This is a genomic window from Fibrobacter sp. (assembly GCF_045131395.1).
Classification (GTDB): Bacteria; Fibrobacterota; Fibrobacteria; order Fibrobacterales; family Fibrobacteraceae; genus Fibrobacter.
In genome coordinates, this window is the sequence record NZ_JBGUQY010000046.1 from 34928 (window position 1) to 61335 (window position 26408).

Consider the following 26408-nt stretch of genomic DNA (forward strand, 5'->3'; position numbering starts at 1 on the left):
GCTTAATGGTTTCGCTCGAAGCGCAAAGGCTTTAGCTGGTTGATTACCGATTGCAGTTCCTTGGGCAGCGGGCAGTCAAGAACGATTTTGTCTCCGTGCCAGGTGAATTCCAGTCGGCAGCTGTGCAAGAAGAGTCGGTGCAGCCCGAGTTGCTTTTTGACGTCGCGGTTGAGGGCGAAATCGCCGTAGCGGGTGTCGCCCAGGAGCGGGTGACCGATGCTTGCGAAGTGGGCGCGAATCTGGTGCATGCGGCCCGTTTCGAGCTTGATTTTTACCAGGTCGTAACCTTCGTAATGCTGCTTGACGCGGTAGTGGGTGACGGCCTTCTGGGCGTCCTTGCCGGTTTCGCCGACTTTCATCTTGGAACCCTTGGCGGCGTCGGTACGGGTGAGCGTCTCGTTGATGTTGCCCTTGTCTTTCTTGAGGTTCCCCTTGACGAGGGCGAAGTAGAACTTGTCGACTTCGTGTTCGCGGATCATGCGCGTGAGTTCACGGAGCGTGTCGCCGTGGAGGGCGGCAATGATCATGCCCGAGGTTTCTTGGTCGAGGCGGTGGGCGATAGTCGGCTTGAAGTCGAGCCCTTCGCGGCGGCCCCATTCCCAAAGATATTCTACGAGGCTCTCGCCGGGGCGAGTGCCGGAGCCCGGCTGGCTAGCAAGGCCCGAGGGCTTGTTGATGACCACGTAGTCTTCGGTCTGAATGACAATGTCGAGTTCGTTGGCGCCCCAGCCGCGCTGCTTTTCGGTGGGAGAGGTTGCCTTGCCCCAGGTGCTCTTTTTCTTTGCGAATCCGGAGTTTTCTGGAGCGCTATCCAATGCGATGATGTTGCTTGCAGCGGGTGTGCCGGCTTTTTCTTCTTCGCTGACGGACTTGAAGTTTTCGTAGATGCAGACGGTGTCGCCTTCGACGAGCATCTGGTTTGCCTTACCCACCACGCCATTGACGCGGACTTTCTTTTTGCGAATGACGGCGAAAAATACCGACAGCGATTCGTCGGGGAACGCCTTGCGGAGGAATCGGTCGAGGCGCATGTTGGCAAAGTTGCGGTCAATGACTCGAGTAATCATAAAGTTTCCTTTTTCGCGTAGTGGGCGAGTCGCACGCCGTCGGCGGCGCTGGTGACGATTCCGCCGGAGTATCCGGCGCCTTCGCCCAAGACAAACAGGCCGCGGGTATTCACGCTTTCAAGCGTTTCGTTATTGCGGCTCATGCGCAGGGGGCTGCTGGTGCGTGTTTCGGGAGCGACAATCAGGCCTTCTTCGATGAATCCAGGGATTTTCTTGTCAAAGTTCTGGAAACCTTCGGCGAGGCTTTTGCAAATGGTCTTGTCTAGCCAATCCCAGAGATTGCTCTGCACGAGCCCGCAGGGATAGGTGGTTTTCGGGAGCGATTTATCTTCTTTGTGGGCGAGGAACGCCTTGATGCTTTGGGCGGGGGCGGCGTAGGATTTGCCTCCGACCGCGAACGCGTCGCTTTCAATTTTGCGCTGGAATTCAAGGCACCCAAAGAGCTTGTCGCTGGCGGCAACGGGCACGGCGATGGCTCCGTTGGCGAAGGGACCGTTGCGGCGGCTGTAACTCATGCCGTTGGTGGCAAGGGTCCCGGGTTCCGAGGCGCAGGGCACAAGAACGCCACCCGGGCACATGCAGAAACTGTAGGCGCTGCTCGTCTTGTTCAGTGTCGGGGTGGCGAGAAAATATTCGGCGGAACCCGTGAGCTTTGTGTCTACGTTCAGGCCCAGCTGGCGCATGTTGATGAGGGCCTGCGGGTGCTCGACGCGCACGCCCATGGCAAAAGCCTTACTTTCGAGAGCGACGCCACGGGCATGCAACATCTCGTAGATGTGGCGGGCGGAATGCCCGACGGCGAGCACCAAAGCTTCGCAGGGCTGCCAGTTCGCTTGCGTATGCGGCGTAGAAACGTCCCGCAGCTGAATTGCGGCAATCCTGCCGTCCTTAATTTCAATATCTTCGAGGGCGGTGCTAAAATGAATCTTGCCGCCGAGGCGTGCAATTTCGGCACGCAGTTCACGCAACAAGAGCACCAGTCGGTCAGTGCCGATGTGGGGCTTGGCGAAGGTCACGACCGATTCGTCTACACCAAAATCCACCATGTCGTGTAGAACCTGTTCCACGAACAGGTTCCGGGTGCGGGTGTTGAGCTTTCCGTCACTGAATGCTCCCGCACCTCCTTCGCCAAAAAGCACGTTGCTGTAGGCGTTAAAGTTCCTGTCGACAAAGAACCGCCTGATATCGCGGAATCGCTCTTCCACGCATTTGCCCTGCTCGTATAAGTCAACGGCAAAACCCTTGCGCAGCAAATGCAGTGCCGCCCAGAGTCCGCTGGGGCCGGCACCAATCACATCCACATGACCGGGCATGGCCACGGAATTGCGCTGCGGATCGGTGTCCAGGCTTTCTTTGTCACGAGTGGCCGCTACAAGCCCCTTGGCGTGATTTCCCGTAGCGCGGACTTCGCGCTTCAGGTCAAAAATCACATTGTAAGACCACTTGGGGTCTCCCTTGCGACGACTATCCAACGAAAAACGTTCCACCTGCAAATTGAAGATTTCTTCGGGGTGCAGGCGAAGTTCTTTGGCCAAAGCCTCGCGATACTTGCCTTTCTTGACAAGAGCGACGGGGAGTTCTCTGTAGCGGTAGGTGAACATTGTTTCAAAAATAAAAAAATAAAGGCAAAGTTATTTGCCTTTATCGTTCAGTTTATGGATCCCGTCGTGGGAATAACTAGAACACGTAATTTATGCGGACGCCGCCGTAAATGTCCTTGTATTCGTCACTGATGTTGTCAGGACGGTAATAAAGGGCGGCCCCTGTGTACCATTCGGTGCTCAAGCGTTGGGTATGGTTCACGCGTAAGCTGGTGCTACCCAACACGTCGGTTTCCGTTTCATCATAGTCTTTGTTGTTTTCTTCCCAGTCTGTCGTCATGTATCGGAATTCACCTGAAATGGTGAGGATCAAGAAACGTCTGAGGAACGAAATTTCGAGCTCGTCATTGATGGTGAATTCCCGTTCGGTCATGTCGTCACGCTTGTAGTTCTTCAAGCGCGGCGTGAAACTGAACTGGTTCTGCACCTGTTTCAAGGTCGTCGTTGCCGAGATGGGGTAGGCCTGTTCGAAGTAATCTGCGCCGCCAAAGTAGTAACCCATCTTTGCCCAGGTGGTATTGTCAAGGTCTATGCCATCAATCAGGTCGTCCTTGTAGAACTTGGAATTGTCGGTGCGGATGGTCCAGCGTCCACCGGCCTTAAAGAGGGTCTTGTTGGCATGAACGGAAAGTTCCAGGCTCCAGGAGTTCTTGTAAATCCGTTCCTGGAATTTGGAGGCCAGGTATTCTTCGCCGAAAAGTCCATTGTATTCTGCCCAACGAGCGGAGTCCACTTCGGTGGTGTCGCCGTTGTATGCGACCTTGGTGACGGCCTTGTCCTTGCGTGCGGCAAACCAATCATCCCTATAAATTCCGTCTTCCAGAACAGGGTCGCTGTGGAGCTGGTAAGGACGATATTGCGTACGGTATTCCAGGTTGTAGCCGACGTTGACATTGACCTTCTTGCCAATCTTGAAGCCGTTACCCAAATTCCAGTTCTGGATATATTTGGTTCTGTTATAATCCAGTTCGTGTTCTTCGAACCATTTAGAATCGTCGTCGTTGAAGAGCCCCCAGCGGGTTCCTTCACCAAGCCCAAGAAGGTTGGTCTTGCTTCCACTGGCTGCGTTTTCGATATTGAGCAAATACCCGAAGTTCAATGTCCAGAAGTTGGTGATGATTTGTTCGATGTCTCCGCCGAATTCACGAGTGTCTGCCAACTGGTTTGCAGAACCTGCGCTGTAGAAATCTTCACCTACGTACTTGATGTGGCCTGAAATAGTAGTCTTGTAAACATTCCAATTGAGTGATGCCCCGATGGCGAAATTCTGGCTGCCCCAGTTAAGGCCCAGTACTCGATCGTCATCTCGGTCACTTTCGTAATCCTTCTTTAATTGTTTGGCTTCGCGAACCAGCGTGCGCAGGGAGTCACGCATCTTGCTACGGCTTAAGGTGGTGTTGCCGCCAAAAATTTCGTCCAGTTCTTCAGCCGAAAGGGAATTGATCTTGCTTTCGCTGATCATGAGCTGGCGAAGCTTGCCCATAGAAGCTGTATTTAAACCGGCTTTGGTAAAGACCTCGTTGATGGCCCGTTCCCTGTAAACATCAGCCGTGTCGGCGCGGCCAACGGCAATCTGTCCGTTCAGTTCGATATCGCCAGGATAGAACAACCAGTTTCCGTCAGCATACAAGGTGAATGACTTTTGCAGAGGTTCGCTGGTAATAGACGCTTTTTTTCCTCCGTCACGCAGGAGTGGATCATGGATCTCGTCGTCTGCATAAATGGCGCCAAAGGTTGCGTCAAAGCGGCGGAGTGGAGCCCATTTGAGGGAGGCTCCGTAAGCAAGACGCTGAGCCTGGGCTTCGCCATCTTCAATGTAGTTCTTGTAAATATCGGGATGGCGGTCGCCAATTTGGTAAGGCTTGCGGTTTTCTCCGAAGAATCCGTTCAGTTCCAGCAGGGGTTGGTTCACGTTGTTCTTAAGGAGCGAAAGGGTGTAGCTAGCACCGAAAACGGGAAGGCCTTCCATGTAGGTTTCTCCACCGACCTTGGTGAAATCCCCCAAGATAAGCTGGTTGTAGCTGTCAGTATAGGTCAAGGTAACCGGGGTCGGTGAAAAGCGATTCCATTGGTCTCCGGTATAGTCGCCGCTGAATTCAATGGACTTGCCGTCGGGAGACTGCATCAACAAGTAAATGCTGGCTTCGGTTCCGAAACCGGGAACCTGGAAGGTGTTCTTGTAACGCTGGCCGCGTTCAATGGTATCCCCCAAAATTTCGGTAGTCTTGGAATGGTTCTTGCGGGTCAGTACATGATGATAGTTGTTCCCGATCATCACGTTTCCGAGAATGCTCCAGGATTTTTTTGTGGTGTCGGCTTTTGATTCTGCCGCTTCCTTTTGAGCCAGCAAGATGCCGATGTTGTCCTTGGCGTCAACAGGGCGGCTTTCAATGCCCGGAATTTCAGGGCTTGAGGGGAGAGTCTGCACAACTCCGTTAATATCCTTGTTAAAGTCGGTCTCGTTTCCGCGAATGCTTTCAATAACGCTTTTGTCCAGAACATCGTTGGCGCTGGCGCCCACTTTGTTCTTGTTTACTTCGGTGTTGTTGAAAGATAACTGGCTGTTGCCCATGTCCAAAATGGCGTAGTCGTTGTTTTCGAATTTTGAAGAGACTACGTTTGTAATGGCTAGTTTCGAGTTGTAGAGGGCCACCTTGTTGTCATTAAACGTTGCATTGCTAATGGTGGCGTCGCTGTAGCTGTCGATGTGGACTGCAGCACCGTCATTCTTTTCGAATTGGGTCCCGCTAATGGAAATTTTGGAATTTTTGGCATAGACGCCACGACCGGCAGTTTTTTCGATTTTGCAGGAGAGAATGCTTACGGTGGTATTTTCTGCCACGATGCCGTTGGCGGCTCCGCTAATGACCGCGTTTCTAATTTCAGATGGTTCCTTTCCGGTAAGGAAAATTCCCTTCCAGTCTCCGTTTTTGGGGGCCTTCGATGCAGAAATGAATTCCACGGCGTCGGCTACAACCAGCTGGCCTTTAACGTACAGTCCTGTGCCCGGTGCGAACTGCAATGTGACGCCAGGAACAATGACGAGGACTTGGTTTTCTTCTACAGTAAGGTCTTCTGTTACCAGGTATGGCGACTGTTCTGCCTTGATAAAACCATGAATCGCTCCGCCAATAGGGGTGCCTTCGGCAAGCTGGATGGCTTCGGGGGTTGCTACTTGGGCGCTAGGTTCTACAACAGGAGCTTTGGCGGAGTCTTGAACAGGTGTTACCGGTTCCTGTGCGTAGGCCAAGGTGGTGGTCAGAGCGATAATCGAAAAAAGAGAGGTGCTTTTCATTAGTGGGCCTCATATGTCTTTTGCGTCGTAAGAACTTCTTCGCTCTTTAGCTTGACGGTAATATTGATGGTGGTCGGCTCACCACGGGTCAACTCAATCTGCTGATCAATGCGGTTAGATGTTAAATCGGAACCGCGAAGCAGGATCGTGTTACCCGGCAAGGAAATTTTGATTTCCTTGATGTAGTCAGGATCGTTTTGCGGAAGTCCTGCCACGGTGAAACTGAACTGTCTGTAGAAGGTCTTGCTGTAGCGGTGTGGCGGTGGCGGCACACGGAGACGTTCTACGTAGCCTTTTCCTTTTTCGAAACGACCTTTTCCTTTTTCAAAATTGACTTTTACAGTCTTGAGCGGCGGGTAGCATTCGAGCTTTTGGTTAAGCTCGACCTTGTTGCCGGCCAGGTCTTCTACGTGGAACTTGTATATGTGGGTTCCTCGAACAAGGTTGTCGGTGAACTTGCGGTCGCTATCAAAGTAGACTTCTTTTTGAGGAACATTATCCACGGAGAGTGTGTAAATTGCCTTGTCGCCTTTGGTTTGGCCAAGTGCAAGCTCGGCCTTGCATTTGTTGGCATAGATTTCCACCGTGGGAGGGAGCAAGTTGACCGCCTTGCAGGATTTGTTCACCTTGAGGGGAATTTCTGCTTCCTGGTTTCCGTTTTGAGCGGATTGGTATTTCACGTAAATGCTCTTTTCGTTCCAGTTGCCGGCTTTGTCGGACACGGGAATGGAATGGGAGAATTTGCCGTTCACGCTTAGGGGTACCAGATTCTGGGATGTGTATTTACCCAGAGAAACGGTGAGGGAGGCATTGCTGTCTGCCGGGTCAAAAAAGCCTTCTATCGTTGCCATGGCCGGGTCGCATACTTCTACCGGTGTTGAGGACGTGATAGTCAGGGGAATCGGTCCCTTAAGATCCTCAATGTCGGTGGTGCCTGCGTAGTAAGTGGTCACCAAGCCACATTGGGTAGTCGTGGAACTGTCTCCGTCAAAGAAACAGGTTAGCGGAATTTTCTTTTGACCGATGGTGCTGGGAGCCCATTCCACATCCAGCTTGATTTCGTTGCCATCAGATCGGACCGGATTGTCGAAAATACGGATGTGGGTTCCTTCGGAGCATGTTGCCGTAATGACTTGTTTCGAGGACGTGACTATGTCGGGGAGGGGTGTGACGTTACATTGAATTTTGGACTTTAGGGCGTTCTGCTTTTCGACAATCTTCTTGTCAGCTTCTTCGGCAGCTTTGCGGATGGCGTCTGCAGACAAGGTGGTGTCTGTCAAAACGGAGTCGAGGGCCTTGAAAAGATCCTGGTTACCCGAAGATTTCAGGTCCATCACGAGTAGATTCTTTTTGCAATAAATAATGGTCTGTCCACCAGAAATCGCACGTGTAGATTCATCATTGTTGATTGCAAAATCAAGATTTCCCGTTGCAAGCGAAGCCACCGCGCAACTTTTGGATGTTCCGACAAAACCGTCCGTTCCTCGGATTGCTGCCGTGGCGGTACCTGTCTTGAACTTGAATTTGCTCTTGCTGTTAGCCTGCTTTTGCACGTCGAACTTCATGCTACCTCTTTTGACTTCGGTAATGAAGTTGTTTTCTCCGTTTTCAAAAGAAAGCTTTGTAATGGCCACGATCGTGTTTTCCTGGACATTGAAGGAACTGCCATCGGGGAGGCCGATAATCACTTCGGATTCCAGGAGGGTCTCGATATTGTCCCCTTCTTTTACGTTTTTGGCTTTTTTCAGCTTGTTCATGTCGGGATCGGAGCTCTTGATGACCTGTTTAGCCCCGCTTCTGTGCAGAAAAACTTCGCCTACAGCGTAGTTTACTTTGCCGGATTGTACTTTGGCGGCAAAAGAAAACCCGACGAGGATTGCCAGTAGGGCTGCTAGAAGCCTAAAAAAACGTGAAAAAGACATAAAGCCTCGCTTTACAGTTACATTCGTCCGTAAATATATGTATTTTTTTACAGTCCCGATAAAGATTGTATAGTCGGGGTAACAAAACTGTGACTTTTTTCAAAGCATTTTGGAAGAAGCATTTTTGTTCGTATGGTAAACGTATAAACTATAGGACCGCATATGGAAGTTGAAGAACTGACCGTTGCCTACAGCGACGAAGATACCGGCGAAGAAGTGATCAAGGAAGTCGGCAAGGAAATCCTTTCGAAGGGAGCATGGCCCACCGTCATGTTCTTTTACCAGGAAAAGGACCCGAAGACTGGTGAATTTACGGAACCCAAGGTGTCGCTGCGCCGCTACCGCAAAATGCAGGGCAATTTCAAGCCTCAGGGCAAGTTCAAGATTACGGGCAAGGCTCAGGCCGAAGCTATCATAGAAGTCCTCAAGAAGTGGTATAATATTTAATGCCTGACCCTGCTAGTCGAAAGAAGAAGTATAATATCGAGTTCCTTTGCGAGGGGGACATCGAGACTTTCCCGTATAAGGACAAGTTTGAAAAGATGGCTCGCAAGCTCCTTGCCGAAGAAGGCAAGGAAAAAGACGTGAATATCGTGCTCTGCACCGATGAGTTCGTGCGTGTCATGAACCGCGACTACCGCGGGCTCGACAAGGTGACGGACGTTCTTTCCTTTGAATGGAAGAACGAACTGGGCGTCGAAATTCCCGAAGACGAGGCGATGCTTGGCGAAATCTATATCGCCCGTGAACAGGTGCGCCGCCAAGCTCCCGAATACGGCAACACGTTCTATGCTGAACTCAAGCGTGTGATTGTCCATGGACTCTTGCACCTTTCCGGCTATGACCATATCAAGGCTGCAGACCGTAAGGTGATGCGTGCCCGTGAATGCGAGTTCCTGGGTCTGGACCCCTATAAGGAGAAAGACTAATGGAAACACCTGAAAGTTGGGCCATAGCGTTCCTTGCCATTTTTGTATTCGTTTCGTTCTCGTTTTCGCTGATCAAGTCCGCCTTTAGTGGCATTTATGCCAAGCGTGACGCCCGTGACCGCGAAGGTCGCGAAGAGGTGGTCGCCTCCTTGGTGGAACTGCCCGGATTTAACGAGACCATTTCCATTGGCCGCATTTTCTGCAATGTAGGTGCGGGCGTTCTGGGCTTTTACCTGTTCCAGATGATTCCCTGGAACTGGGTGCAGGACTACTGGTTCCTGGCTTTTGCCGCCTACCTGGTGCTCGCATGCATTGCTATTTACACCATTACGGTGTTCCTGGCCAACTTGCTCGGTAACCTGAAGCCTGATACTTTTGCTGTCGTTTTGATTCCCTTGTTCAATATCATTCGTCTCCCGTTTGCACTGCCGGCTAAGATCTGCCATCTGCTCTTCGTGAAAATCTTGAAGGGCCTGGGTTACGATTCCAAGCTGAGCTTCTTGCCCGAAGAACGCCGCGACGCCGTGCAGGCCCAGGCTGACTTGAGCGATGAAGCGGATCCGGATGCCGAAGGTTTGGAACAGGAAGAACGCCAGATGATTTTGAATATCTTCGACTTCGTGGAAACGCCGGTGCGTGAAATCATGACGCCTCGCGTAGACATGTGCGCAGTCGAAGTGGGTACTCCGCTGGATGAACTGGTGAAGGTCTTGAATACGGAACGCCATTCCCGCTTGCCGGTTTACAAGGAAACCGTCGACAACATCGTTGGCATTCTTTCGAACCGCGACTTCTTGGAATGGTACACCGAACACCGCGACGAACCCTTTGACATCATGAAGCTGGTGATGCCGCCGGTCTTTGTGCCTTACCACAAGAAGATTGACGACATGCTTACCGAACTGCGCAAGACGGGTAACCAGCTGGCTATCGTGGTGGATGAATACGGCGGAACCGCAGGCCTTGTGACCCTCGAAGACATTCTCGAAGAAATCGTGGGCGAAATCAAGGACGAAGACGACGTGGACGAAGATGAGGACGTGCAGCGCCTCAAGGACGGCCGATTCATTCTCGACCCTATCATGACGCTTTCGGATTTGGAGTACAAGCTCGGCGTGGAACTGGAAGCTCCCGAAAATTCCCACGTGGAAACCCTTTCGGGCCTGATTCAAGCAACCCTCGGCATTATTCCGTCTCCCGGTGCCGAAGTCACTATCAAGGGTTATACCTTCCGCGTGCTCAAGATGGACGGCACCCGTATGGAAAAGGTGCTCATGATCCAGCCCGGCAAAGGCAAGACCAAGAACATCAAGGCCGTGCCCCGTACACAGGCTTTCAAGGTTGTGTAGCTGCTAAACTGAATATTCTGTATACAGCGCGGACCACTAATTATATAAGGTGCTCTTTCGGAGCGCCTTTTTCATTTCTAAAATTGTGCTATGCAAGGAACTAAAAAAGACGTCAAAGACCGGTCCCTGATAAGCCTTTCCTGGCCGCTTATCCTGACTTTTGCCGTGGGCATGATTCAGCCCATGATGGACAGCTGGTTCCTTTCTCGAACGTCAGAAACGGCTGCCGCCGGTGTGGGTGCCATGCTTCCGATTCTGGGAGCCTTGTTTACGGCTTTGCATGCGTTTTCGCAATCCGGGGCAAGCATTGTTTCGCAGTATATCGGTGCCAAGCAGAATAGCCACGCCAGCAGTACCCAGACTATGGTCCTTTTCGGGAGTGTTCTCCTTGGCCTTGCCCTGACGCTAGTTGTTTACCCGCTTTCGGGTTCGATTCCGCACTGGATGGGCCTTTCCGATGACCCGGCCAAGTATGCCATGCAGTTCTTGAGTGTGGTTTCGTTCGGTTTTGCTTTTCGCGCTCTGCAGACCATTTTGACCGCCCTTATCGCGACCCACGGCCTGACGATTTGGAATTTTGTGGGCAATACGATTACCATTGCCAGCAACGCCGCCTTGAATGTCGTATTTCTCGAGGGCTATTTCGGGCTCCCCAAGATGGGTGTATACGGAGTGGCCCTTGCGACAGCCCTTTCCTGGCTCATTTCTTCAGGAATTCTTTGGATGGTGCTTAAGCTCAAGGTGAAACACCACAGTAAATCCCGCGACTGGAAGCGTTCTCGCGTGCTTTTGCCGGACTGGATTCGAATTGGGCTTCCTGCTGCCGCTGAACCCATTAGCTTCCAGCTGTTCCAGGTTTTCATTACGGCGATGGTGGTGTATGTGGGCACGACAGCCATGACGGCCCGCGTGTTTGCGGGTAACTTTGCCGCCCTCTCGGTGATTCTTGGTGTGGGTCTCGGTAGCGGAAACCAGATTCTCGTGGCCCACTTGGTGGGCGCTCATGATTATGACAAGGCGAACAAGCGCGTTCGCGAAACGCTTGCCATCGGCGTTACGAGCGGACTTTTGCTCTCGATTGTGGTAGCCCTTTTAGGTGAACAGCTGATTCGGCTGTATACGGATAATCCCGAAGTGATTCGCCTCGGTAAAATCTGTCTCTGGTGCGATGTGGCGGTGCAGCCTTTTAAGGCGGTGAACTATATTGTCACGACCTCTTTAAGGGCGTCGGGGGATTCCAAGTTCCCGGCCATCGTCGGCAGCGCCATGATGTGGACCCTTGGCCTGGCGACTTCGCTGATTCTTGCCTTTGTGTTGGGGCTTGGCCTTCCGGGACTTTGGCTTGGCATGGCCAGCGACGAACTTTACCGCTCCTTTGCGAACTTGTGGCGTTGGCGTAGCGGTCGCTGGAAAAGCAAGGCCGTAGTTTAGAAATTCTATTTCCCCAAAACAAAAAAATGCGCGAATTGATTTCGCGCATTTTTTAATGATTTTAAGCGGATTAGAGCTCTTCCACGGCTTCGGCGCGGAGGTTCTGCACAATGTGATCCTGGCGCTGGGGCGTGTTGTTGCCCATGTAGTAGGCGAGCATCTTGCCGAAGGAGGCGTCGGGCGGGAGCACCACCGTTTCAAGGCGCATTTCTTCGCCGATGAACTGGCCGAATTCTTCCGGAGAAATTTCACCGAGACCTTTGAATCGAGTGATTTCAAGACCGGTCTTGCCGATTTCCTTGGCGGCTCTGTCGCGTTCCGTTTCGTCGTAGCAGTACTTGGTCACTTGCTTGTTGCGCACGCGGAAAAGCGGAGTCTGCAGAATGAACAAGTGCTTCTGTTCCACCAGTTCGGGGAAGAACTGCAAGAAGAAGGTCATCAGGAGCAGACGAATATGCATACCGTCCACATCAGCATCGGTCGCGATAATCACCTTGTCGTAGCGGAGGTTCTCGAGACCGTTTTCGATATCGAGTGCGTGCTGCAACAGGTTGAATTCTTCGTTTTCGTACACCACCTTCTTGGTCATGCCGAAGCTGTTCAGCGGCTTACCGCGCAAGCTGAACACGGCCTGGGTCTGCACGTTGCGGGCCTTGGTGATAGAACCCGATGCAGAGTCACCTTCGGTAATGAAGATCATGGTTTCGCGGTTGAGCGCATTCTTCGCGTCGGTCAGGTGAATTTTGCAGTCGCGCAGTTTGCGGTTGTGCAGGTTCGCCTTCTTGGCGCGTTCGTTGGCTAGTTTCTTGATGCCGGCGATTTCCTTGCGTTCGCGTTCGTTCTGCGTGATGCGGTTTAAAAGGGCCTTTTCGGTTTCCGGATTCTTATGGAGGTAGTTGTCCAGTTCACGAGCAACGTAATCCACAATCCAGGTACGCAGCTGGGCGCCACCCGGAGCCACCGTTGTTGAGCCGAGCTTGGTCTTGGTCTGGGATTCAAAGACCGGTTCCTGAATGCGCACCGAAATGGCGCCGATAATGCAGTTACGCACATCGCCGCCGTCCAAATCCTTCTTGAAGTGGTCGCGGGCACCCTTCACGATACCTTCGCGGAAAGCTTGCTGGTGGGTACCGCCCTGGGTGGTGTGCTGACCGTTCACAAAGCTGTAGTAGTGTTCGCCGTACTGGTTGCCGTGAGTAAAGGCGACTTCGATATCGTTTGCCTTAAAGTGGGCCACCGGGTAGCGGATAGAATCGTCCACGTGGTTCTGCAACAGGTCCAGAAGGCCGTTCGGGCTATTGTAGGTCTTGCCGTTCATCACGAGCGTGAGCCCGTTGTTCAGGTAGGCGTAGTTCCATACCTTTTCTTCCATGTAGCCCGGCAAGAAGCGGAAATTCTTGAAAATGCTTGCATCCGGTTCGAAATAGATTTCGGTACCGTTCTTTTCGGTCGTATTCTTTTCGCGTTCTTCGCGCACGAGCTTACCCATGCTGAATTCGGCTTCTTTCATGCGACCGTCGCGGAAACTTTTCACGATGAACTTGGTGGAAAGGGCGTTCACGGCCTTGGTACCCACACCGTTCAAGCCCACAGACTTCTGGAAGGCTTCGGAGTCGTACTTACCACCGGTGTTAATCTTCGATACGCAGTCAATGACCTTGCCCAGAGGAATGCCGCGGCCAAAGTCGCGCACGCGGGCGCTGTGGTCTTCAATATCGATAATAATTTGCTTGCCGGCACCCATCACGAATTCGTCGATGGAGTTGTCGATAATTTCCTTGACCAAGACATAGATACCGTCGTCGGGACTGTTACCGTCACCGAGCTTGCCGATGTACATACCCGGACGTTCGCGGATGTGTTCGTTCCATTCTAGTGTTCTAATGCTGTCTTCGGTATATTTTGCTGCTGCCATAGTAATTAGAAACTCTCGTTATTCGTTAAAAATTTTGTCGATTCAAAGATAGACAATTTTTTTGACATTCCAGTGTCAAAAACTTCCGGAACACAATATACAAAAAATATAACTAGTGTGCAAGTGTGCAGTTTGTTTGCCGTTGGTAACGAATCTTGGGCGGCCAATGACTAACAATTTGGAATTTTCTACTTTTAGCCCCATGAATACCGCTTTTTACGTCTTTATGAAGTTGTTGCCGAAGAATGCCGCTAGCCGTGCCTTCGGTGCGTTGACCCGCCTTAAACTGCCCGTGATTTCCAAGAAGGCCCGCAATGCCTTTGCCGCTTATTACAAGCTGAACATGGAAGAATCGGAATACCCGCTGGAACATTACGCCAACATCGGTGAGCTCTTTATCCGTAGGCTCAAGCCCGGAATGCGCCCCATTGCAGACTCTGAAATTGTGTCTCCGGTGGATGGCGTGCTTTCGCAGACGGCAACTTTCGACGAAAAGCAGGAATTGATTCAGGCCAAGGGCAAGACTTATACGCTCAAGGACTTGCTCCGCGACGAAGAAATGGCGAAGCGCTTTGAAGGCGGCGCCTTTGCAACGATTTATCTGGCCCCGTTCAACTACCACCGCATTCATAGCCCTGCAAAGGCCGAAGTGGTGGACGCCAGCTACTGCCCCGGCACGCTCTGGCCGGTGAACGTGGGTAGCGTGGAACGCGTGGAAGGCTTGTTCTGCATTAACGAACGCCTTACCAGCCACTTGCGCTTGGACGATGGTTCCGAGATGCTGGTGGTGAAGGTCGGTGCCACCAACGTGGGCCGTATCGGTGTGGCTTATTCGGACGAACTTTTGGTGAACGCGGGCAAGCTCCCCAGGAACTGCAAGCGTTACGACTGGTCGCCCAAAGAAAAGATCACGGTGGAAAAGGGCGGCGAATTGGGCCGTTTTGAAATGGGTAGTACCGTGATTCTGGTGGTGGACAAGAAAATCCGCGAACGCCATCCGGACTTGTTCAAGTCTAGCCTCGGCAAGGCAGTCAAGGTGGGCGAGTCCCTCTAATTCTTTAGGTTTTTGCCGATGGTCTCGGTCAAGAGATTTATCCACGATGAACCCGCGTTGTTCAAGGCGACGGCGGAATTCGTGCGGTTATTTGCCCGGGTCGATGACCCGGTGCTTGCGGTGGCGAAGCTTGAAAAGGGCGTGAATGAACGGATTGCTTGGACCCTTTTAGGAACGGCGCTTTTTCAGGACGTGAGCTACTTTGAATTTACGGCTCTCCTGAAGTTGCTGAACGAAAAATTCCCTGGCGATAAACTCTGGACGCTGCCGGTGCCCAAGGCCAGCGATATTGAAGACTGCGTGGAATCGGCCTTCGGTTGCCGCACTTGGTCCATGTTCGAAAATGTGGCCGGCATTTTCTGGAGCGTGGGGCTCTTTGTTCGCCGTCATGATAATTTGCAGGAATGGCTCAAGTCCCGCACGCCCGAAGAACTCTGGCGCGACTTGGGCGAGATTTACTTTATGGGCAAGGGAAACCCGCGCCCGAAAGTCTGTGCCGCAATCTATCGCTTGCTCGCGCCTTCGCCGGTGGGGCTTGGACTAGACTGTGCGCCTTCGCCTAAAATGCCGCCCTTGCCGTTAACCATGGGCGCTCGCCGCTACCTCTCCATTCTTGGGCCTGCAAGCGATGGCTTTGCGGACCTGGAGCCTGCGCAAAAGCAAAAGCTTGCGACGGATTTGTACGTGGCGCTGGTGCAGTACCTGATGGAATCTAGCGCCGATGAACAGGTGCGAAATTCCAAAGTGGATGCCTTGACCGCATCCGTCGCCTCACATAGCCTGCAGTTCTTCTTAGAAGATGGCTCTGAGGGATTCATTTGCAGGACGGTTACGGACCATTGCCGCAAATGCCCGCTCCGTGAATTTTGTAACTACGCAGAATAATTATTTGCTAATTTTCGCCTATGCTTTTCACTTCTAAACTATTCAGGTTGGCTCTTGCGGCGAGTGTCGCGACGCTTGTTGCGGGCTGCCAGAAGAAGGTTGAAAAGCCGGTGGATTATTCCTCGATCCAGTACAAGTATTTAAGACCCGCTTCGTTTAAGGCAGATTCTTCGAAGAATGCGGAAATCCCGTCCCTTGAACGCCGCTACGACTACCGCTATGCGGTCATGTTGGGCGATACGCTGGGCGTGACGGTGCTTGAATTCGAAAGCGATGTGTACGCGCTGGATTACTACATGAACAGCGGACACTTCCAGGGGAGCATTCCTATTCTGAGGGGTAACTTCTTGGAACAGAGCTTCCGTGCCGACAAGCGCATTTTTATTTTCAGGCACGACAGTTACCGCCGCTACGAGCGCGCCGACCTGGAAAACTACGTGCGCAAGTTCCCGGGCTACCATGGCGGATTCCCGCAGGCCTTCTTGAGCTTGCCTTTTGAACATCGCGAACAGGGCCGCGCCTCGATTGAAACCCGATTCTTCTTGGGCGTGAAATCGACCTTCCCGGTGCTGGTGCAGAGCTACCGCGACGGTAACTTGCGCTGGAATGTGGCCCGCAGTTGGGATCAGGTGGAATCCGATGCGTTTAAGACTTGGACTTCGGGCCTTAAGCAGGTGACGCCTGTCGAAATTGTTCCGGCAAACGATTGCGTTTACTTTGAAGCGGGCGAGGGCTCTAACGGAATTGCGAGCCGTCTTGCCGGTGGGCGTGTGGCCGTTGTTTGGGGCTATATGTCATGGCCGGACTTGGAACGCACGTTCTTTACCGCCAGCGATCGCATTTTTGAGGCACGTTATTAATCTTTTTGTTATATTAAAGTCATGGCTATTGAAAAACTTGCAGAAACTCTTTTAGAAAAGCTCCGTTTCATCACTAAGGCAGAAACGGTTATCGGTAACCCCATTCAGGCCGGTGAATCGACCGTTGTGCCCGTGAGCCGCGTGTCGGTGGGCTTCGGTTTTGGCGGTCACCAGAGCAAGGGCGACACTTCTGCCTCTGGCGGTGGCGCTTCGGTGGAACCGGTGGCATTCCTGGTGATCAAGGGCGACGACGTGCGCGTGATGCCTATTAGCAAGGACAGCTCGCTGGTGGCCAAGGTCATGGACATTGTGCCCGACGTAGTCAACAAGTTTAAGAAGAGCGACGATTAATTTTTTTTAAGTGTTAAAAAAAAGGACCTCCGCATTTGCGGAGGTCTTTCTAATGCTTTTTAGATGAATGTGACTATTTCACGGAAATCTTGTAGACATATCCGTTCTGTCTAACGATATAGTTTCCGCTCCTTTGGACAAGAGCCTTAACTGTGGCTTGCATATCCGTTTCTCTTGTAAATAAAGTCGTTCCCAGGAAACGTCCTTGCATATCGAATACCTGCAGGTTTTTGTCAGTATTGTTGAGGTGGATGTTTGCCGACAGAGTGGTTGTATATTCCTCTTCCGAAGACGAACTTTCTGCTGCGGATGAAGATGATTCTTCTGCAGACGAACTAGATTCCGGTTTGTTGCTGCTCGAAGATTTAATGCTTTCAGAAGATGATGATTCCTCTTCGGACGAACTAGATTCTTGAACCTTGCTGCTCGAAGATTTCGCTTCTTCAGAAGATGAGGATTCTACTTCGGACGAACTAGATTCAATCGCTTCACTGCTAGAATAGGCGTTGTCCACAATATTCAGATAAGTATAATCTATAGAACATTCTTTACAATGGCCGGCTTCTGCCATGATCGATATTTCAGTCGGTCTGCCGAATTTAAGTTCCGCTTTTCCACCGCCCTTAGAACCTCTGAGGATTTTCTCTTGCCCCGTAAAGAGTTCGTTCCATTTTTTGAAATGGGCGGAAATGTCAATATGTCCGCACTTACGGGGTGTCTCGCGAATGCTGAAAATTTGCATAAAGGTGGATGTTCCTGTTGTGGAGGGCTCCTGCTGGCGCAGAAACGCGTGAATGGAGTATTTGGCTCCATCTACTTCTATTTCACCAAACTTTTCGCCCACATACAGTTCGTTGGGTCTGGGACCATCCCACCAATCATCTACAATGTAAAATTCTACCTGCGGTTTTGTTGTCCAACCATACGCGCCTAAGTAGTTGTTATTTCCTGCTTTTCCAGACCTAGTGTATTTATAATCTGCGGCGAAGGCTTTGGTAGTATGATCAATCCCTGTTGAATCATATCGGAAACCTACACGTGCAATATAGTCGGCAGCTTCATCCAGTTCAGACTTAAAGGTTCCGTTGTCGTAAACAGTCATTGCTGCATCGCCTCCGTCATACCATTGTTCGAAGTGCCAGGGAGTATTTTTGATGGAACCGATACGGTTTTTTTCTATGATGTTGCCTTCACCGGGATGTCCCATATTTACGTCATCTTGGCAAGCATCAACTAAAACATAAGGGGGAAGCGTTACAGACGAACTAGATTTTTCGGAGGAGCTAGACTCTTCTTCGGAAGATGAACTTGATTCAATCACTTCGCTATTAGACGAAGCGTTTTCTTCCATATTAAAGTAAGTGAAATCAATGGAACCTGTTGCGTTCCCGCCTGCTTCGGTCATGAACAATACTTTGGTTATTTTGCCGAGCTTGAGACTTGCTGATCCGCCGCCTTTAGAACCTCTAAGCTGTTTTGTTTGTCCAGTAAAGAGTTCGTTCCACTTTTTTAAATGGGCGGAAATATTGATATGTCCACATTGACGGGCTGAGTCACGAACACTGACAATCTGCACGTATGTTTGCTTATTGCTCGGATCGAAGTCGATAGGTTCTTGCTGACGAAGATATGCGTGGATAGTATATTTCGCTCCATCGACGGTGATTTCGCCGAACTTTTCGCCAATATATTGTTCACTAGGCTTGCTATACCAGTCATCTATGATGTAGAACTCGACTAGAGGATTTGTTGTCCAACCATAAGCGCCAATATAGCCGTAAGGTGCGCTTCCTGTTTTTGAGTATTTATAATCAACCGCATAGTTTTTTTCCGTATAATCGATGCCTGTTTCATCATAAAAGAAACCGACCATGGCCATATAGTCGACCGCATTGCTCCATATAGCTTGATATGTGCCATTACTATAGTAGGTCATGTAACTGGATTCATTTTGGGACCACTGCTGAAATCCCCAAGGAATATCGGTGATGGAACCTTTTGCGTCGCCTTCTACTATGGTTCCTTCGCCCACGTGTCCCATTTCCTGATCTTTACAGGCATCCACGGCGTAGGCCGCTGTTGTCATGGTCAAAGCCATCGCAAAAATAAAAGCGGCTTTGATAAAACTAGTTTTCTTGTTCATAGAACACTCCCAATAACCATAAAAACACAGTAACAAAAATAAAAAACTTCGGGTATTATCCCGAAGCCTTTTAATTGTTTAGATCCTTCGACTTCATGCCTTGCGGCATTCCGCTCAGGATGACACTCTTGGATTAGCCATTGAACATTGGCCTCCCGCTACGCGTGAGGCCAAGTTTCGGGCTTAGCCCAAAACTTTCTTTTCGAAGTCGCCGAGGCAATCCACGAGGGCCTGCACACCTTCAACCGGCATAGCGTTGTAGATAGATGCGCGGAAGCCACCCACGGAGCGGTGACCCTTGAGCTGCTGGAGGCCGCGGGCCTTAGCGAATTCAAGGAATTCCTTAGCGAGATCGTCAGCCTTGTCGGCTGCAACGACGTCCTTGTTGAACACGAACGGAACGTTCATGATGGAACGGTCTTCCTTGGCAGCGGTACCGACGAACACCTTGGAGTTGTCGAGGGCGCTGTAGAGGAGAGCTGCCTTGGAACGGTTCACCTTTTCGATGGCTTCGACACCGCCGAATTCCTTGAGCCACTTGAGGGTGCGGTTCATCACGTACACGGCGAATACCGGAGGAGTGTTGAACATGTTCTGAGCGTCAATGTGGGTCTGGAAGTTGAGCATGGTCGGGATGGTGCGGTTCACCTTGCCGAGCAAGTCCTTACGGATGATGGTCACGGTCACGCCTGCGCAGCTGATGTTCTTCTGAGCGCCGCCGTACACAACGCCGAAGTCAGAGACGTTGATCTTACGGGCGAGGAAGTCAGAGCTCACGTCAGCCATGAGGAAGCCGGACTTCGGCTTCGGGAAGTTGTGCCATTCAGTACCGTAGATGGTGTTGTTGGCAGTTACGTGGAGGTAAGAAGCGTTGTCGGAAAGCTTCAGGTTCTTGTCGATGCGGCAGTAGGTTTCGGACTTGGTGTCGCAAGCGGCGAGAGCGTTACCGAACTGCTTGGCTTCCTTGTAAGCCTTGTTTGCCCAGACGCCAGTCAGAGCGTAGTCTGCAGTAGCGTTCTGGTCCAAGAAGTTCATCGGGAGCATGCAGAACAGAAGGGAACAACCACCACCGAGGAAAACGATGTCGTAGTTTTCGGGGATGCCCATCAAGTCACGAAGGAACTGTTCGGTTTCGGCGAACATGTTTTCGATCGGCTTTGAACGGTGACTCATGGAGAGAATGCTGATGCCGCTATTTGCGTAGTCGATGCATGCAGCAGATGCTTCCTTGAGTGCTTGTTCGGGCAGGACAGACGGGCCTGCGCTAAAGTTATAGACTTTATTTGCCATGGTTGTGTTCCTTTTTGTTTTCGCCCCGCATGGTTTACGGGGACTTTTAAATTACGGGCGTAAAAATAGCAAAATACGGATTGTTCGGCTATATCGGAAGCAATAAAAAATTTTGATGAGGGGCAATAAAAAAGCCCCGCTTGCGCGGGGTCGATTCTTTGTTGCCCAATCGGGCTATTTGTAATGATATTTGGGCTTATACACCGAGAGCTTCGATAGCGGCCTGGTACTTTTTCAGGCGGAACTTGGTCTTGAGTTCGCGGCGTTCCTGGCGCTTGATGTACTTGTCTTCAAGGAGCACGTTCAGAATGGCGCTCTTGGCCTTGGCCATCAGCGGATCACTCTTAAGGGTGCCCATGAACTTGACGAATTCCTTTTCGCGAGCTTCATAGTTGGCTTCTTCGGCGGGGACGCCTTCGGCCATGAGCTTGCAGCTGTATTCGTCAATCCAACCCTGGTTCTTGTGGTAAGTCATCTTCTGGATCATTTCGACCATGTTGGCCGGAACGCCCATGGCGACCACTTCTTCAGGAGTCTTCTTGGTAGAATCGGTAATCAAGTCCTGCAAAATGGCGAGGGTCTGAACTTCCTCGGATTCACCCTTGTTCTTCAAGAAGTCTGCGACGTTCTGAAGAAAGTCGATGTAAGGGCCACCAGCCTTGTCGGTTTGATTCTTGTGGACTTCGGCTGCGATTTTGTAGGCATCAGCGTAAGAAAGCATAATTATCCTTTTTAAAAACCTTTTGGTGCGAGTTGTGGCACCATAGACTCAATATATATAAACAAAACTTGTAAAAGTGTCACGTTTTTGTCAAATTTCCAAAAAAGTGACACTTTTTAGAGCTTTTCAGGTTACTTGTTGTTGGCACGGATCAGGTTGAGGGCGGAACCGGCCTTGAACCATGCCCACTGCTGTTCGTTGTAGGTGTGGCTGAGGGCGATGTTATCGACGGAACCATCCTTGTGGTGGGCGACGAGGGTGAACTCGGAACCCGGGGCGAACTTGGTGAGGCCAACGATGTCGAACACGTCCTGTTCCTGGATCTTGTCGTAGTCGGCAGCGTTCTTGAAGGTGAGGGCGAGCATGCCCTGCTTCTTGAGGTTCGTTTCGTGAATGCGGGCGAAGCTCTTCACGATCACGGCCTTCACACCGAGGAAGCGCGGTTCCATGGCGGCGTGTTCGCGGCTGGAGCCTTCACCGTAGTTTTCGTCACCGATCACGATGGAGCCCGTACCCTTGGCCTTGTAGATCTTGGCAAGTTCCGGAACTTCCTTGTATTCACCGCATTGGCAGAGAACCTTGTTGGTTTCGCCGTTGAAGGCGTTCACGGCGCCGATGAGCATGTTGTTAGAAATGTTTTCCAAGTGACCGCGGTAGTTGAGCCACGGACCGGCCATGGAGATATGGTCGGTGGTGCACTTGCCCTTGGCCTTGATCAGGAGCGGAGCGCCTGCGATATCCTTGCCATCCCATGCAGCGAACGGTGCGAGGGCCTGGAGGCGCTTGCTTTCCGGGTTGATGGTCACGGTAATCTTGGAGCCGTCTTCTGCCGGAGCCTGGTAACCGGCGTCCTTCACTTCGAAGCCCTTCGGCGGAAGTTCGCACTGTTCCGGCGGGTCGAGCTTCACAGCCTTGCCCTCGTTGTTCACGAGGGTGTCGGTCATGGGGTTGAAGCGGATGTCGCCAGAGAGGGCGGCGATCACGGCCATGAGCGGGGAAGCCACAAAGGCGTGAGTGTTCGGGTTGCCGTCGGCGCGCTTGGCGAAGTTACGGTTAAAGCTGTGAACGATGGTGTTGAGTTCCTTCTTGTCGGCACCGGCACGGTCCCAACGGCCAATGCAAGGACCGCAGGCGTTGGTCATGACGGTTGCTCCGAACTGCTTGAACAAGTCCATGAGGCCGTCGCGTTCGGCGGTGTAGCGCACCTGTTCGGAACCCGGGTTGATGAGGAGCGGGCACTTCGGGGTAAGACCCTTGGCGAGAGCCTGCTTGATCATGTTGGCGGCCATGAACAGGTCTTCGTAGCTGGAGTTGGTGCAAGAACCGATGAGGGCGGCGCTCACGACCGGCGTAGATTCGGCCTTCGTTTCGGTGGCCTTAATAGATTCAGCCATGTCGGTGACGGCGTAAGCGCGGTCCGGGCTGAAGGGGCCGTTGTAGTGCGGCACCAGTTCGTCGAGGTTGATTTCCACGACGCGGTCGAAGAACTTTTCCGGATTGGCTTCGACTTCGGGGTCGGCCTTGAGGTGTTCGGCAATCTTGTCGGCGGCGGCGGCGACGTCGGCGCGGCCGGTGACCTTGAGGTAGCGGCTCATGGAGTCGTCGTAGCTGAAGGTGGAGCAGGTAGCGCCCACTTCGGCACCCATGTTGGCAATGGTTGCCTTGCCGGTAGCGGAGAGGCTGCGGGCGCCTTCGCCGAAGTATTCGATGATGGCGTTGGTGCCGCCCTTCACGGTAAGGATACCGGCGAGCTTAAGAATAATGTCCTTGGCGGTAGCAAAGCCACGGAGCTTACCCGTGAGCTTCACGCCGATCATCTTCGGGTACTTGAGTTCCCACGGGAGGCCCACCATGGCGTCCACGGCGTCTGCACCGCCCACGCCAATGGCGAGCATGCCGAGACCGCCGGCGTTTACCGTATGGGAGTCGGTACCGATCATCATGCCACCGGGGAAGGCGTAGTTTTCGAGCACCACCTGGTGGATGATGCCTGCACCCGGGAGCCAGCAGTCAATGCCGTACTTGGCAGACACGGACTGGAGAAAATCGTACACTTCCTTGCTTTCTTCCTTAGCGCGGGGCAAATCCTTTTCGGCACCTTCGCGGGCGATAATCAAGTGGTCGCAGTGCACGGAGCTGGGTACTGCCACCTTGGACTTACCGGCGGTGGTGAACTGAAGCAAGGCCATCTGGGCGGTGGCGTCCTGCATGGCCACGCGGTCCGGGTGGAATTCGGCAAAATCCTTGCCGCGTTCGTAGGTCCTGTTCTCGGCGCCGTCGATCAAGTGGCTGTAGATGATCTTTTCGGCGAGGGTGAGCGGGCGGCCGAGCTGCTTGCGGGCAGCTTCAACGCGGGCGGGAATGCGGGCATAGACGCCCTGGATCATGTCGAAATTGAAAAGCATAGTTACCTCTTTAAATTTTCGCGCGTAAAAATAGAAAATTATTTTGCCATAATCCGGTGGCCAATGTTGTTCCACAGGTTGTCTATGTTGCCACCGCCAAGGCGCAATCGTTGCGGTAGCGTGGGCTTTCTGTCGTAAAGCATCTGGATATATTCGTCCTTTTGACCGTTAAAATCAAGGATTTCGATGGTGTAGACGCTGGGAATGCCGGGATTACAAGAATTGTGTATCGAAACGACGGTTCCCTTGACGTTTAAATCGTACTTGTGGTTGGAAATGTTGAGCCCGATGGGCTCACCCAGATAAAGGGCTTCCAGTTCGTCGGTGTAAATGTCGACGCCGTGTTCCAAAAGCTTTGTGGTAATGCCTTCGATTTGGCGGCCATCTTCTTTTTGGACCGTAATCATTTCGGCGGCGCGGACTTTCACGTTTTCGCCATCGGTATCTCGGCCCATTCCCAGGAAAATGCACATAATCAGGTAGTACGTGTTGCGCAAAAGCCAGAAGAGTACGGCGAGAATTCCGATGTATTTCAAGGCAATCAACATATAAGACATGCGGATAATGCCTGCGACGGTCAATGCTAGCAGAATCACAAAGGGAACAAGGCTTCGCTTGTCGATAGTCTGTCGCGTGTTGGGCTTGTCTTTTTTGGTGACCTTGAAGGTAGAAAGGGTGATTCCCAAAGCTTCCTTGATAATCGGGATGAGCAAGAAGGGCATGACCGATGTCTCGTAAATGCCGCTCCAGCGGGACGAAATTTTTCCTTGGCTTGTAATTCTTAATGCTATCATCGAAAGCAAATGCATGGGGAACCAGAACAAGGCCAGGTCAACCAAGGTGCATTTGAAAATCGGGATGCAGAAGACGGCAAACATCAAGGGCGAAATCAGGTAAATCAAGTTCTTGATGGGCGAGAACCAATAGAGCACGGAACTGAGGTAACTGAGCTTTTGCGACAAATCCAGCTTGCGGTTACGTAGGAACTTGAGCTGCTTTGCGGTGGCAATCACGCCGCGACCCCAACGGGTTCTTTGCTGGATATGCTCCTTGAAAGAGGAAGGCGCCAAGCCCGATGCCAAGGGCTCCGAAAGACCTAGGCTTACAAAACCTGCCGATTCAATCAGCATACCTGTGGCAAAGTCTTCGGTAATGGATTTTGTATAAAATCCACCAATGGCTTCCAGTGCCTTGCGCGAAATAATCGTGTTTGATCCGCCGTAAATCACGCTGTTGGTAGATGTCTTGGCCGCTTCGATGACGTCGTAGAAAAAGTCCTGTTCGTTGGGAACCTTGGTCTCGGCGTAAAGATTGTGCTGGAATACGTCGGGGGTATAGAAAGATTGCGGGGTTTGTATAAATCCCAGCGGTCGGCGTTTTTCTTCAGGGAGTGTGGCGTTAATGCGGTCGGCATCGACAAAGTAGGGGATTGTCTTGAGCAGGAACTTGTGCTGCGGAATCATGTCGGCGTCAAAAGTTACCACGTATGGCGAACTGGTGCGTTCCAGAGCCTTGTTCAGGTTGCCGGCCTTGGCGCCTTCGTTGTCGGGGCGGTCAAAATAATGGACTCCCAATTCCTCGGCAAGTTCACGCATTTCGCTTCGACGGTGGTCGTCGCACAGGTAAATGTGTACCTTGTTCTTGTCGGGGTATTCCATGTGCTTGCAGCCGATAATAGTCTTGCGCAAGAGTTCGGGCGGTTCGTTATAAGTCGAAATAAAAATGTCTACGTCAGGGTAGTCTTCGGGTGCGATTTTAGGCAGCGGGTGCTCGCGGTATTTGAGCATGCTGCTGTAGTGAATCATGGATTCGCAAAAACCGAGGATCTCGATGACTAGCAAGATGCAGCTTCCGATAATCGCAATCCAGCCGTAGGCAAAGGGAATGGAACAGGAAACGCGCCAACAAAGGTAAATCAAGGTGCAAAAAGAACTTGAAAACAGGAACAGGTCGCTCAGAATGACTTTGCTGGGCTTAGAATTGAACTTTAATGCGTCTTTATCGGGGCTGTACTTTAGCAAGTCATCGTAGGTTTTGATTTTTTGAGTCTTGAATCTTTTTTTGAACTTGTGAAAGAGAAGGGTGATGAAAAGAATAATGAATACAGGGATGGCGAATAGGGCCCAAACCTTATAGGGCGCGGTGCGAGCCATTAACTTGAATTGGGATTTCGGTTCGTAGGCAAGCTCGATTTTGTCTATGTCGGTTCCCTGGAAAATGGCCTTCGCAAATTGGCCCGAAAGCGTAAGGTCTTTGTCGGTCAAGGAGTCCGTGGCGTACGAATCGTCCTTGATCATGGAGGCTTCTTCTTCTTTATTAGACAGGCTCCAAATCGTGTAGTTTAAATGCAGGGAATCGAGCAGTCGGTACCATGTTTTTACGCTTTCAAAATCAATTTCCCCATCACCGGTTTCTTCGCAGAGGCCGCTTTCTGAAACAAAGATGGGTGTTCCTTGCCCAACAACTTCGCGGAGCTTGGCCCGAAATTCGTCTTTGTGCGAGGTCGCATAAAAATGGAACGTGTACATGACGTTTTCAAAATTTACCGGGTCTTTAGCCGGGAATTGAATTTCTCGGTCGTAGTTGGGCGTTCCGATTAAAACCAATGCGGCGGGGGAGTGCCTGCGAATCACGGGAATGATAATGCTTGCGTATTCCTTGATATCTTCCCAAGTGCAGTCACCGTTGGGTTCGTTGCATATTTCAAAGATGACGTTTGGAACGTTGGCGTATTCCTTGGCAATCTGGTTAAAGAATCCTATGGCTTCGGCAAGGTTTTCATGGGGATTGTTGTCTTCTAGAATATGCCAGTCCACAATGACATACATATCGTTTGCGATGGCGTATTCTATACCCTTGTGGAGAATTTCCAGATTCTTTTTGCGGTCGCCATGCACGTAGTCGTTGGAATACATGGCTAGGCGAATCAGGTTCGCGTTCCATTCGGAACTGAGCTGCTTGAAGAGCTTGTTGTTCACGAATTGGGGAAACCAGGCCAGTCCATGGGTAGATGCTCCCCTGAGTATGACGGGATTGCCGCCTTCGTCGTAAAGGTCGATTCCCTGAACATGGAGCTTGCCATTTGTGGATGGCCTTGCGACTGTGGAGGCCGCATGGGCTGAAAGTGCTATAGCCAAAACCAATAGCGATATGGCTCGCAAAATGGGGAAAATGGACTGTTTCATGTCTT

The 26408-nt window shown here is 51.6% G+C and carries 18 protein-coding genes; 8 read left to right on the plus strand and 10 right to left on the minus strand.

The annotated features are described in order from the left end of the window. Positions 1-2: 2 nt before the first annotated feature. The 4 genes from ACJMNB_RS11355 to ACJMNB_RS11370 all read right to left on the minus strand — a co-directional run bounded on the left by ACJMNB_RS11355 (position 3) and on the right by ACJMNB_RS11370 (position 7885). On the minus strand, positions 3-1067 hold the full coding sequence (locus ACJMNB_RS11355) for a pseudouridine synthase (RefSeq protein ID WP_405342515.1): 1065 nt from the start codon (positions 1065-1067) through the stop codon (positions 3-5). Continuing rightward, the gene (locus ACJMNB_RS11360) at positions 1064-2668 is read right to left on the minus strand and encodes an NAD(P)/FAD-dependent oxidoreductase (protein WP_405342517.1); all 1605 of its coding nucleotides are present in this window, start codon (positions 2666-2668) and stop codon (positions 1064-1066) included. The genes ACJMNB_RS11355 and ACJMNB_RS11360 overlap by 4 nt, the downstream gene beginning before the upstream one ends. A 76-nt stretch (positions 2669-2744) precedes the next feature. Beyond that, positions 2745-5963 (minus strand): right-handed parallel beta-helix repeat-containing protein, encoded by a 3219-nt coding sequence (locus tag ACJMNB_RS11365; RefSeq protein ID WP_405342519.1) that lies wholly within the window; start codon positions 5961-5963, stop codon positions 2745-2747. Continuing rightward, positions 5963-7885: a FecR domain-containing protein gene (locus tag ACJMNB_RS11370; RefSeq protein ID WP_405342521.1), complete on the minus strand. Its 1923-nt coding sequence runs from the start codon at positions 7883-7885 to the stop codon at positions 5963-5965. The genes ACJMNB_RS11365 and ACJMNB_RS11370 overlap by 1 nt, the downstream gene beginning before the upstream one ends. A gap of 162 nt (positions 7886-8047) precedes the next feature. Between ACJMNB_RS11370 and ACJMNB_RS11375 the strand changes: the two genes are divergently transcribed. From ACJMNB_RS11375 to ACJMNB_RS11390, 4 genes are all read left to right on the plus strand, one after another. Then, the gene (locus ACJMNB_RS11375) at positions 8048-8332 is read left to right on the plus strand and encodes a hypothetical protein (RefSeq protein WP_405342523.1); all 285 of its coding nucleotides are present in this window, start codon (positions 8048-8050) and stop codon (positions 8330-8332) included. Further along, positions 8332-8814, plus strand: a complete 483-nt coding sequence (gene ybeY, locus ACJMNB_RS11380) for an rRNA maturation RNase YbeY (protein WP_405342525.1) — start codon at positions 8332-8334, stop codon at positions 8812-8814. Before ACJMNB_RS11375 ends, ybeY begins: the two co-directional genes overlap by 1 nt. Continuing rightward, entirely contained in the window at positions 8814-10163 is a 1350-nt protein-coding gene (locus ACJMNB_RS11385; RefSeq protein WP_405342527.1) for a hemolysin family protein, read from the plus strand. The genes ybeY and ACJMNB_RS11385 overlap by 1 nt, the downstream gene beginning before the upstream one ends. A 90-nt stretch (positions 10164-10253) precedes the next feature. Beyond that, positions 10254-11594, plus strand: coding sequence for an MATE family efflux transporter (locus ACJMNB_RS11390; RefSeq protein WP_405342529.1), 1341 nt, complete (start codon positions 10254-10256; stop codon positions 11592-11594). A gap of 70 nt (positions 11595-11664) precedes the next feature. Here ACJMNB_RS11390 and ACJMNB_RS11395 read toward each other — a convergent pair whose 3' ends face one another. After that, positions 11665-13509: a DNA topoisomerase IV subunit B gene (locus tag ACJMNB_RS11395; RefSeq protein ID WP_405342531.1), complete on the minus strand. Its 1845-nt coding sequence runs from the start codon at positions 13507-13509 to the stop codon at positions 11665-11667. A gap of 202 nt (positions 13510-13711) precedes the next feature. On the opposite strand from ACJMNB_RS11395, the gene asd reads away from it, so the two are divergent. Genes asd through ACJMNB_RS11415 form a run of 4 tightly spaced genes read left to right on the plus strand, consistent with a single transcriptional unit; the run spans position 13712 to position 16659 of the window. Continuing rightward, a complete protein-coding gene (asd, locus tag ACJMNB_RS11400) occupies positions 13712-14563 on the plus strand; it encodes an archaetidylserine decarboxylase (RefSeq protein WP_405342533.1) in 852 nt (283 codons plus the stop codon). A gap of 18 nt (positions 14564-14581) precedes the next feature. Then, complete coding sequence (locus ACJMNB_RS11405) at positions 14582-15448, plus strand: hypothetical protein (protein WP_405342535.1); 867 nt, start codon at positions 14582-14584, stop codon at positions 15446-15448. A gap of 20 nt (positions 15449-15468) precedes the next feature. After that, on the plus strand, positions 15469-16308 hold the full coding sequence (locus ACJMNB_RS11410) for a hypothetical protein (RefSeq protein ID WP_405342537.1): 840 nt from the start codon (positions 15469-15471) through the stop codon (positions 16306-16308). A gap of 21 nt (positions 16309-16329) precedes the next feature. Beyond that, on the plus strand, positions 16330-16659 hold the full coding sequence (locus ACJMNB_RS11415; RefSeq protein ID WP_405342539.1) for a GerW family sporulation protein: 330 nt from the start codon (positions 16330-16332) through the stop codon (positions 16657-16659). Positions 16660-16732: 73 nt separating this feature from the next. On the opposite strand, the gene ACJMNB_RS11420 is transcribed toward ACJMNB_RS11415, so the two are convergent. The 5 genes from ACJMNB_RS11420 to ACJMNB_RS11440 form a co-directional block, all read right to left on the minus strand. Then, positions 16733-18802 (minus strand): glycoside hydrolase family 11 protein, encoded by a 2070-nt coding sequence (locus tag ACJMNB_RS11420; protein ID WP_405342541.1) that lies wholly within the window; start codon positions 18800-18802, stop codon positions 16733-16735. 183 nt (positions 18803-18985) lie between these two features. Continuing rightward, positions 18986-20092 (minus strand): 3-phosphoserine/phosphohydroxythreonine transaminase, encoded by a 1107-nt coding sequence (serC, locus tag ACJMNB_RS11425; RefSeq protein ID WP_405342543.1) that lies wholly within the window; start codon positions 20090-20092, stop codon positions 18986-18988. Positions 20093-20288: 196 nt separating this feature from the next. Then, entirely contained in the window at positions 20289-20813 is a 525-nt protein-coding gene (locus tag ACJMNB_RS11430; protein WP_405342545.1) for a hypothetical protein, read from the minus strand. Between the two features lie 131 nt (positions 20814-20944). Further along, a complete protein-coding gene (locus tag ACJMNB_RS11435; protein WP_405342547.1) occupies positions 20945-23218 on the minus strand; it encodes an aconitate hydratase in 2274 nt (757 codons plus the stop codon). A 38-nt stretch (positions 23219-23256) separates the two neighbouring features. Continuing rightward, the gene (locus ACJMNB_RS11440; RefSeq protein ID WP_405342549.1) at positions 23257-26403 is read right to left on the minus strand and encodes a cellulase family glycosylhydrolase; all 3147 of its coding nucleotides are present in this window, start codon (positions 26401-26403) and stop codon (positions 23257-23259) included. Positions 26404-26408 lie beyond the last annotated feature (5 nt).

What these genes read in the sequence shown, in the direction of transcription:
- ACJMNB_RS11440 (WP_405342549.1), bottom strand. Translation starts at nt 26,403, where the DNA reads ATGAAACAGTCCATTTTCCCCATTTTGCGAGCCATATCGCTATTGGTT.
- serC (WP_405342543.1), bottom strand. Translation starts at nt 20,092, where the DNA reads ATGGCAAATAAAGTCTATAACTTTAGCGCAGGCCCGTCTGTCCTGCCC.
- ACJMNB_RS11370 (WP_405342521.1), bottom strand. Translation starts at nt 7,885, where the DNA reads ATGTCTTTTTCACGTTTTTTTAGGCTTCTAGCAGCCCTACTGGCAATC.
- ACJMNB_RS11420 (WP_405342541.1), bottom strand. Translation starts at nt 18,802, where the DNA reads ATGAACAAGAAAACTAGTTTTATCAAAGCCGCTTTTATTTTTGCGATG.
- ACJMNB_RS11430 (WP_405342545.1), bottom strand. Translation starts at nt 20,813, where the DNA reads ATGCTTTCTTACGCTGATGCCTACAAAATCGCAGCCGAAGTCCACAAG.
- ACJMNB_RS11415 (WP_405342539.1), top strand. Translation starts at nt 16,330, where the DNA reads ATGGCTATTGAAAAACTTGCAGAAACTCTTTTAGAAAAGCTCCGTTTC.
- ACJMNB_RS11385 (WP_405342527.1), top strand. Translation starts at nt 8,814, where the DNA reads ATGGAAACACCTGAAAGTTGGGCCATAGCGTTCCTTGCCATTTTTGTA.
- ACJMNB_RS11390 (WP_405342529.1), top strand. Translation starts at nt 10,254, where the DNA reads ATGCAAGGAACTAAAAAAGACGTCAAAGACCGGTCCCTGATAAGCCTT.
- ACJMNB_RS11395 (WP_405342531.1), bottom strand. Translation starts at nt 13,509, where the DNA reads ATGGCAGCAGCAAAATATACCGAAGACAGCATTAGAACACTAGAATGG.
- ACJMNB_RS11360 (WP_405342517.1), bottom strand. Translation starts at nt 2,668, where the DNA reads ATGTTCACCTACCGCTACAGAGAACTCCCCGTCGCTCTTGTCAAGAAA.
- ACJMNB_RS11355 (WP_405342515.1), bottom strand. Translation starts at nt 1,067, where the DNA reads ATGATTACTCGAGTCATTGACCGCAACTTTGCCAACATGCGCCTCGAC.
- ACJMNB_RS11410 (WP_405342537.1), top strand. Translation starts at nt 15,469, where the DNA reads ATGCTTTTCACTTCTAAACTATTCAGGTTGGCTCTTGCGGCGAGTGTC.
- ACJMNB_RS11375 (WP_405342523.1), top strand. Translation starts at nt 8,048, where the DNA reads ATGGAAGTTGAAGAACTGACCGTTGCCTACAGCGACGAAGATACCGGC.
- asd (WP_405342533.1), top strand. Translation starts at nt 13,712, where the DNA reads ATGAATACCGCTTTTTACGTCTTTATGAAGTTGTTGCCGAAGAATGCC.
- ybeY (WP_405342525.1), top strand. Translation starts at nt 8,332, where the DNA reads ATGCCTGACCCTGCTAGTCGAAAGAAGAAGTATAATATCGAGTTCCTT.
- ACJMNB_RS11405 (WP_405342535.1), top strand. Translation starts at nt 14,582, where the DNA reads ATGGTCTCGGTCAAGAGATTTATCCACGATGAACCCGCGTTGTTCAAG.
- ACJMNB_RS11365 (WP_405342519.1), bottom strand. Translation starts at nt 5,963, where the DNA reads ATGAAAAGCACCTCTCTTTTTTCGATTATCGCTCTGACCACCACCTTG.
- ACJMNB_RS11435 (WP_405342547.1), bottom strand. Translation starts at nt 23,218, where the DNA reads ATGCTTTTCAATTTCGACATGATCCAGGGCGTCTATGCCCGCATTCCC.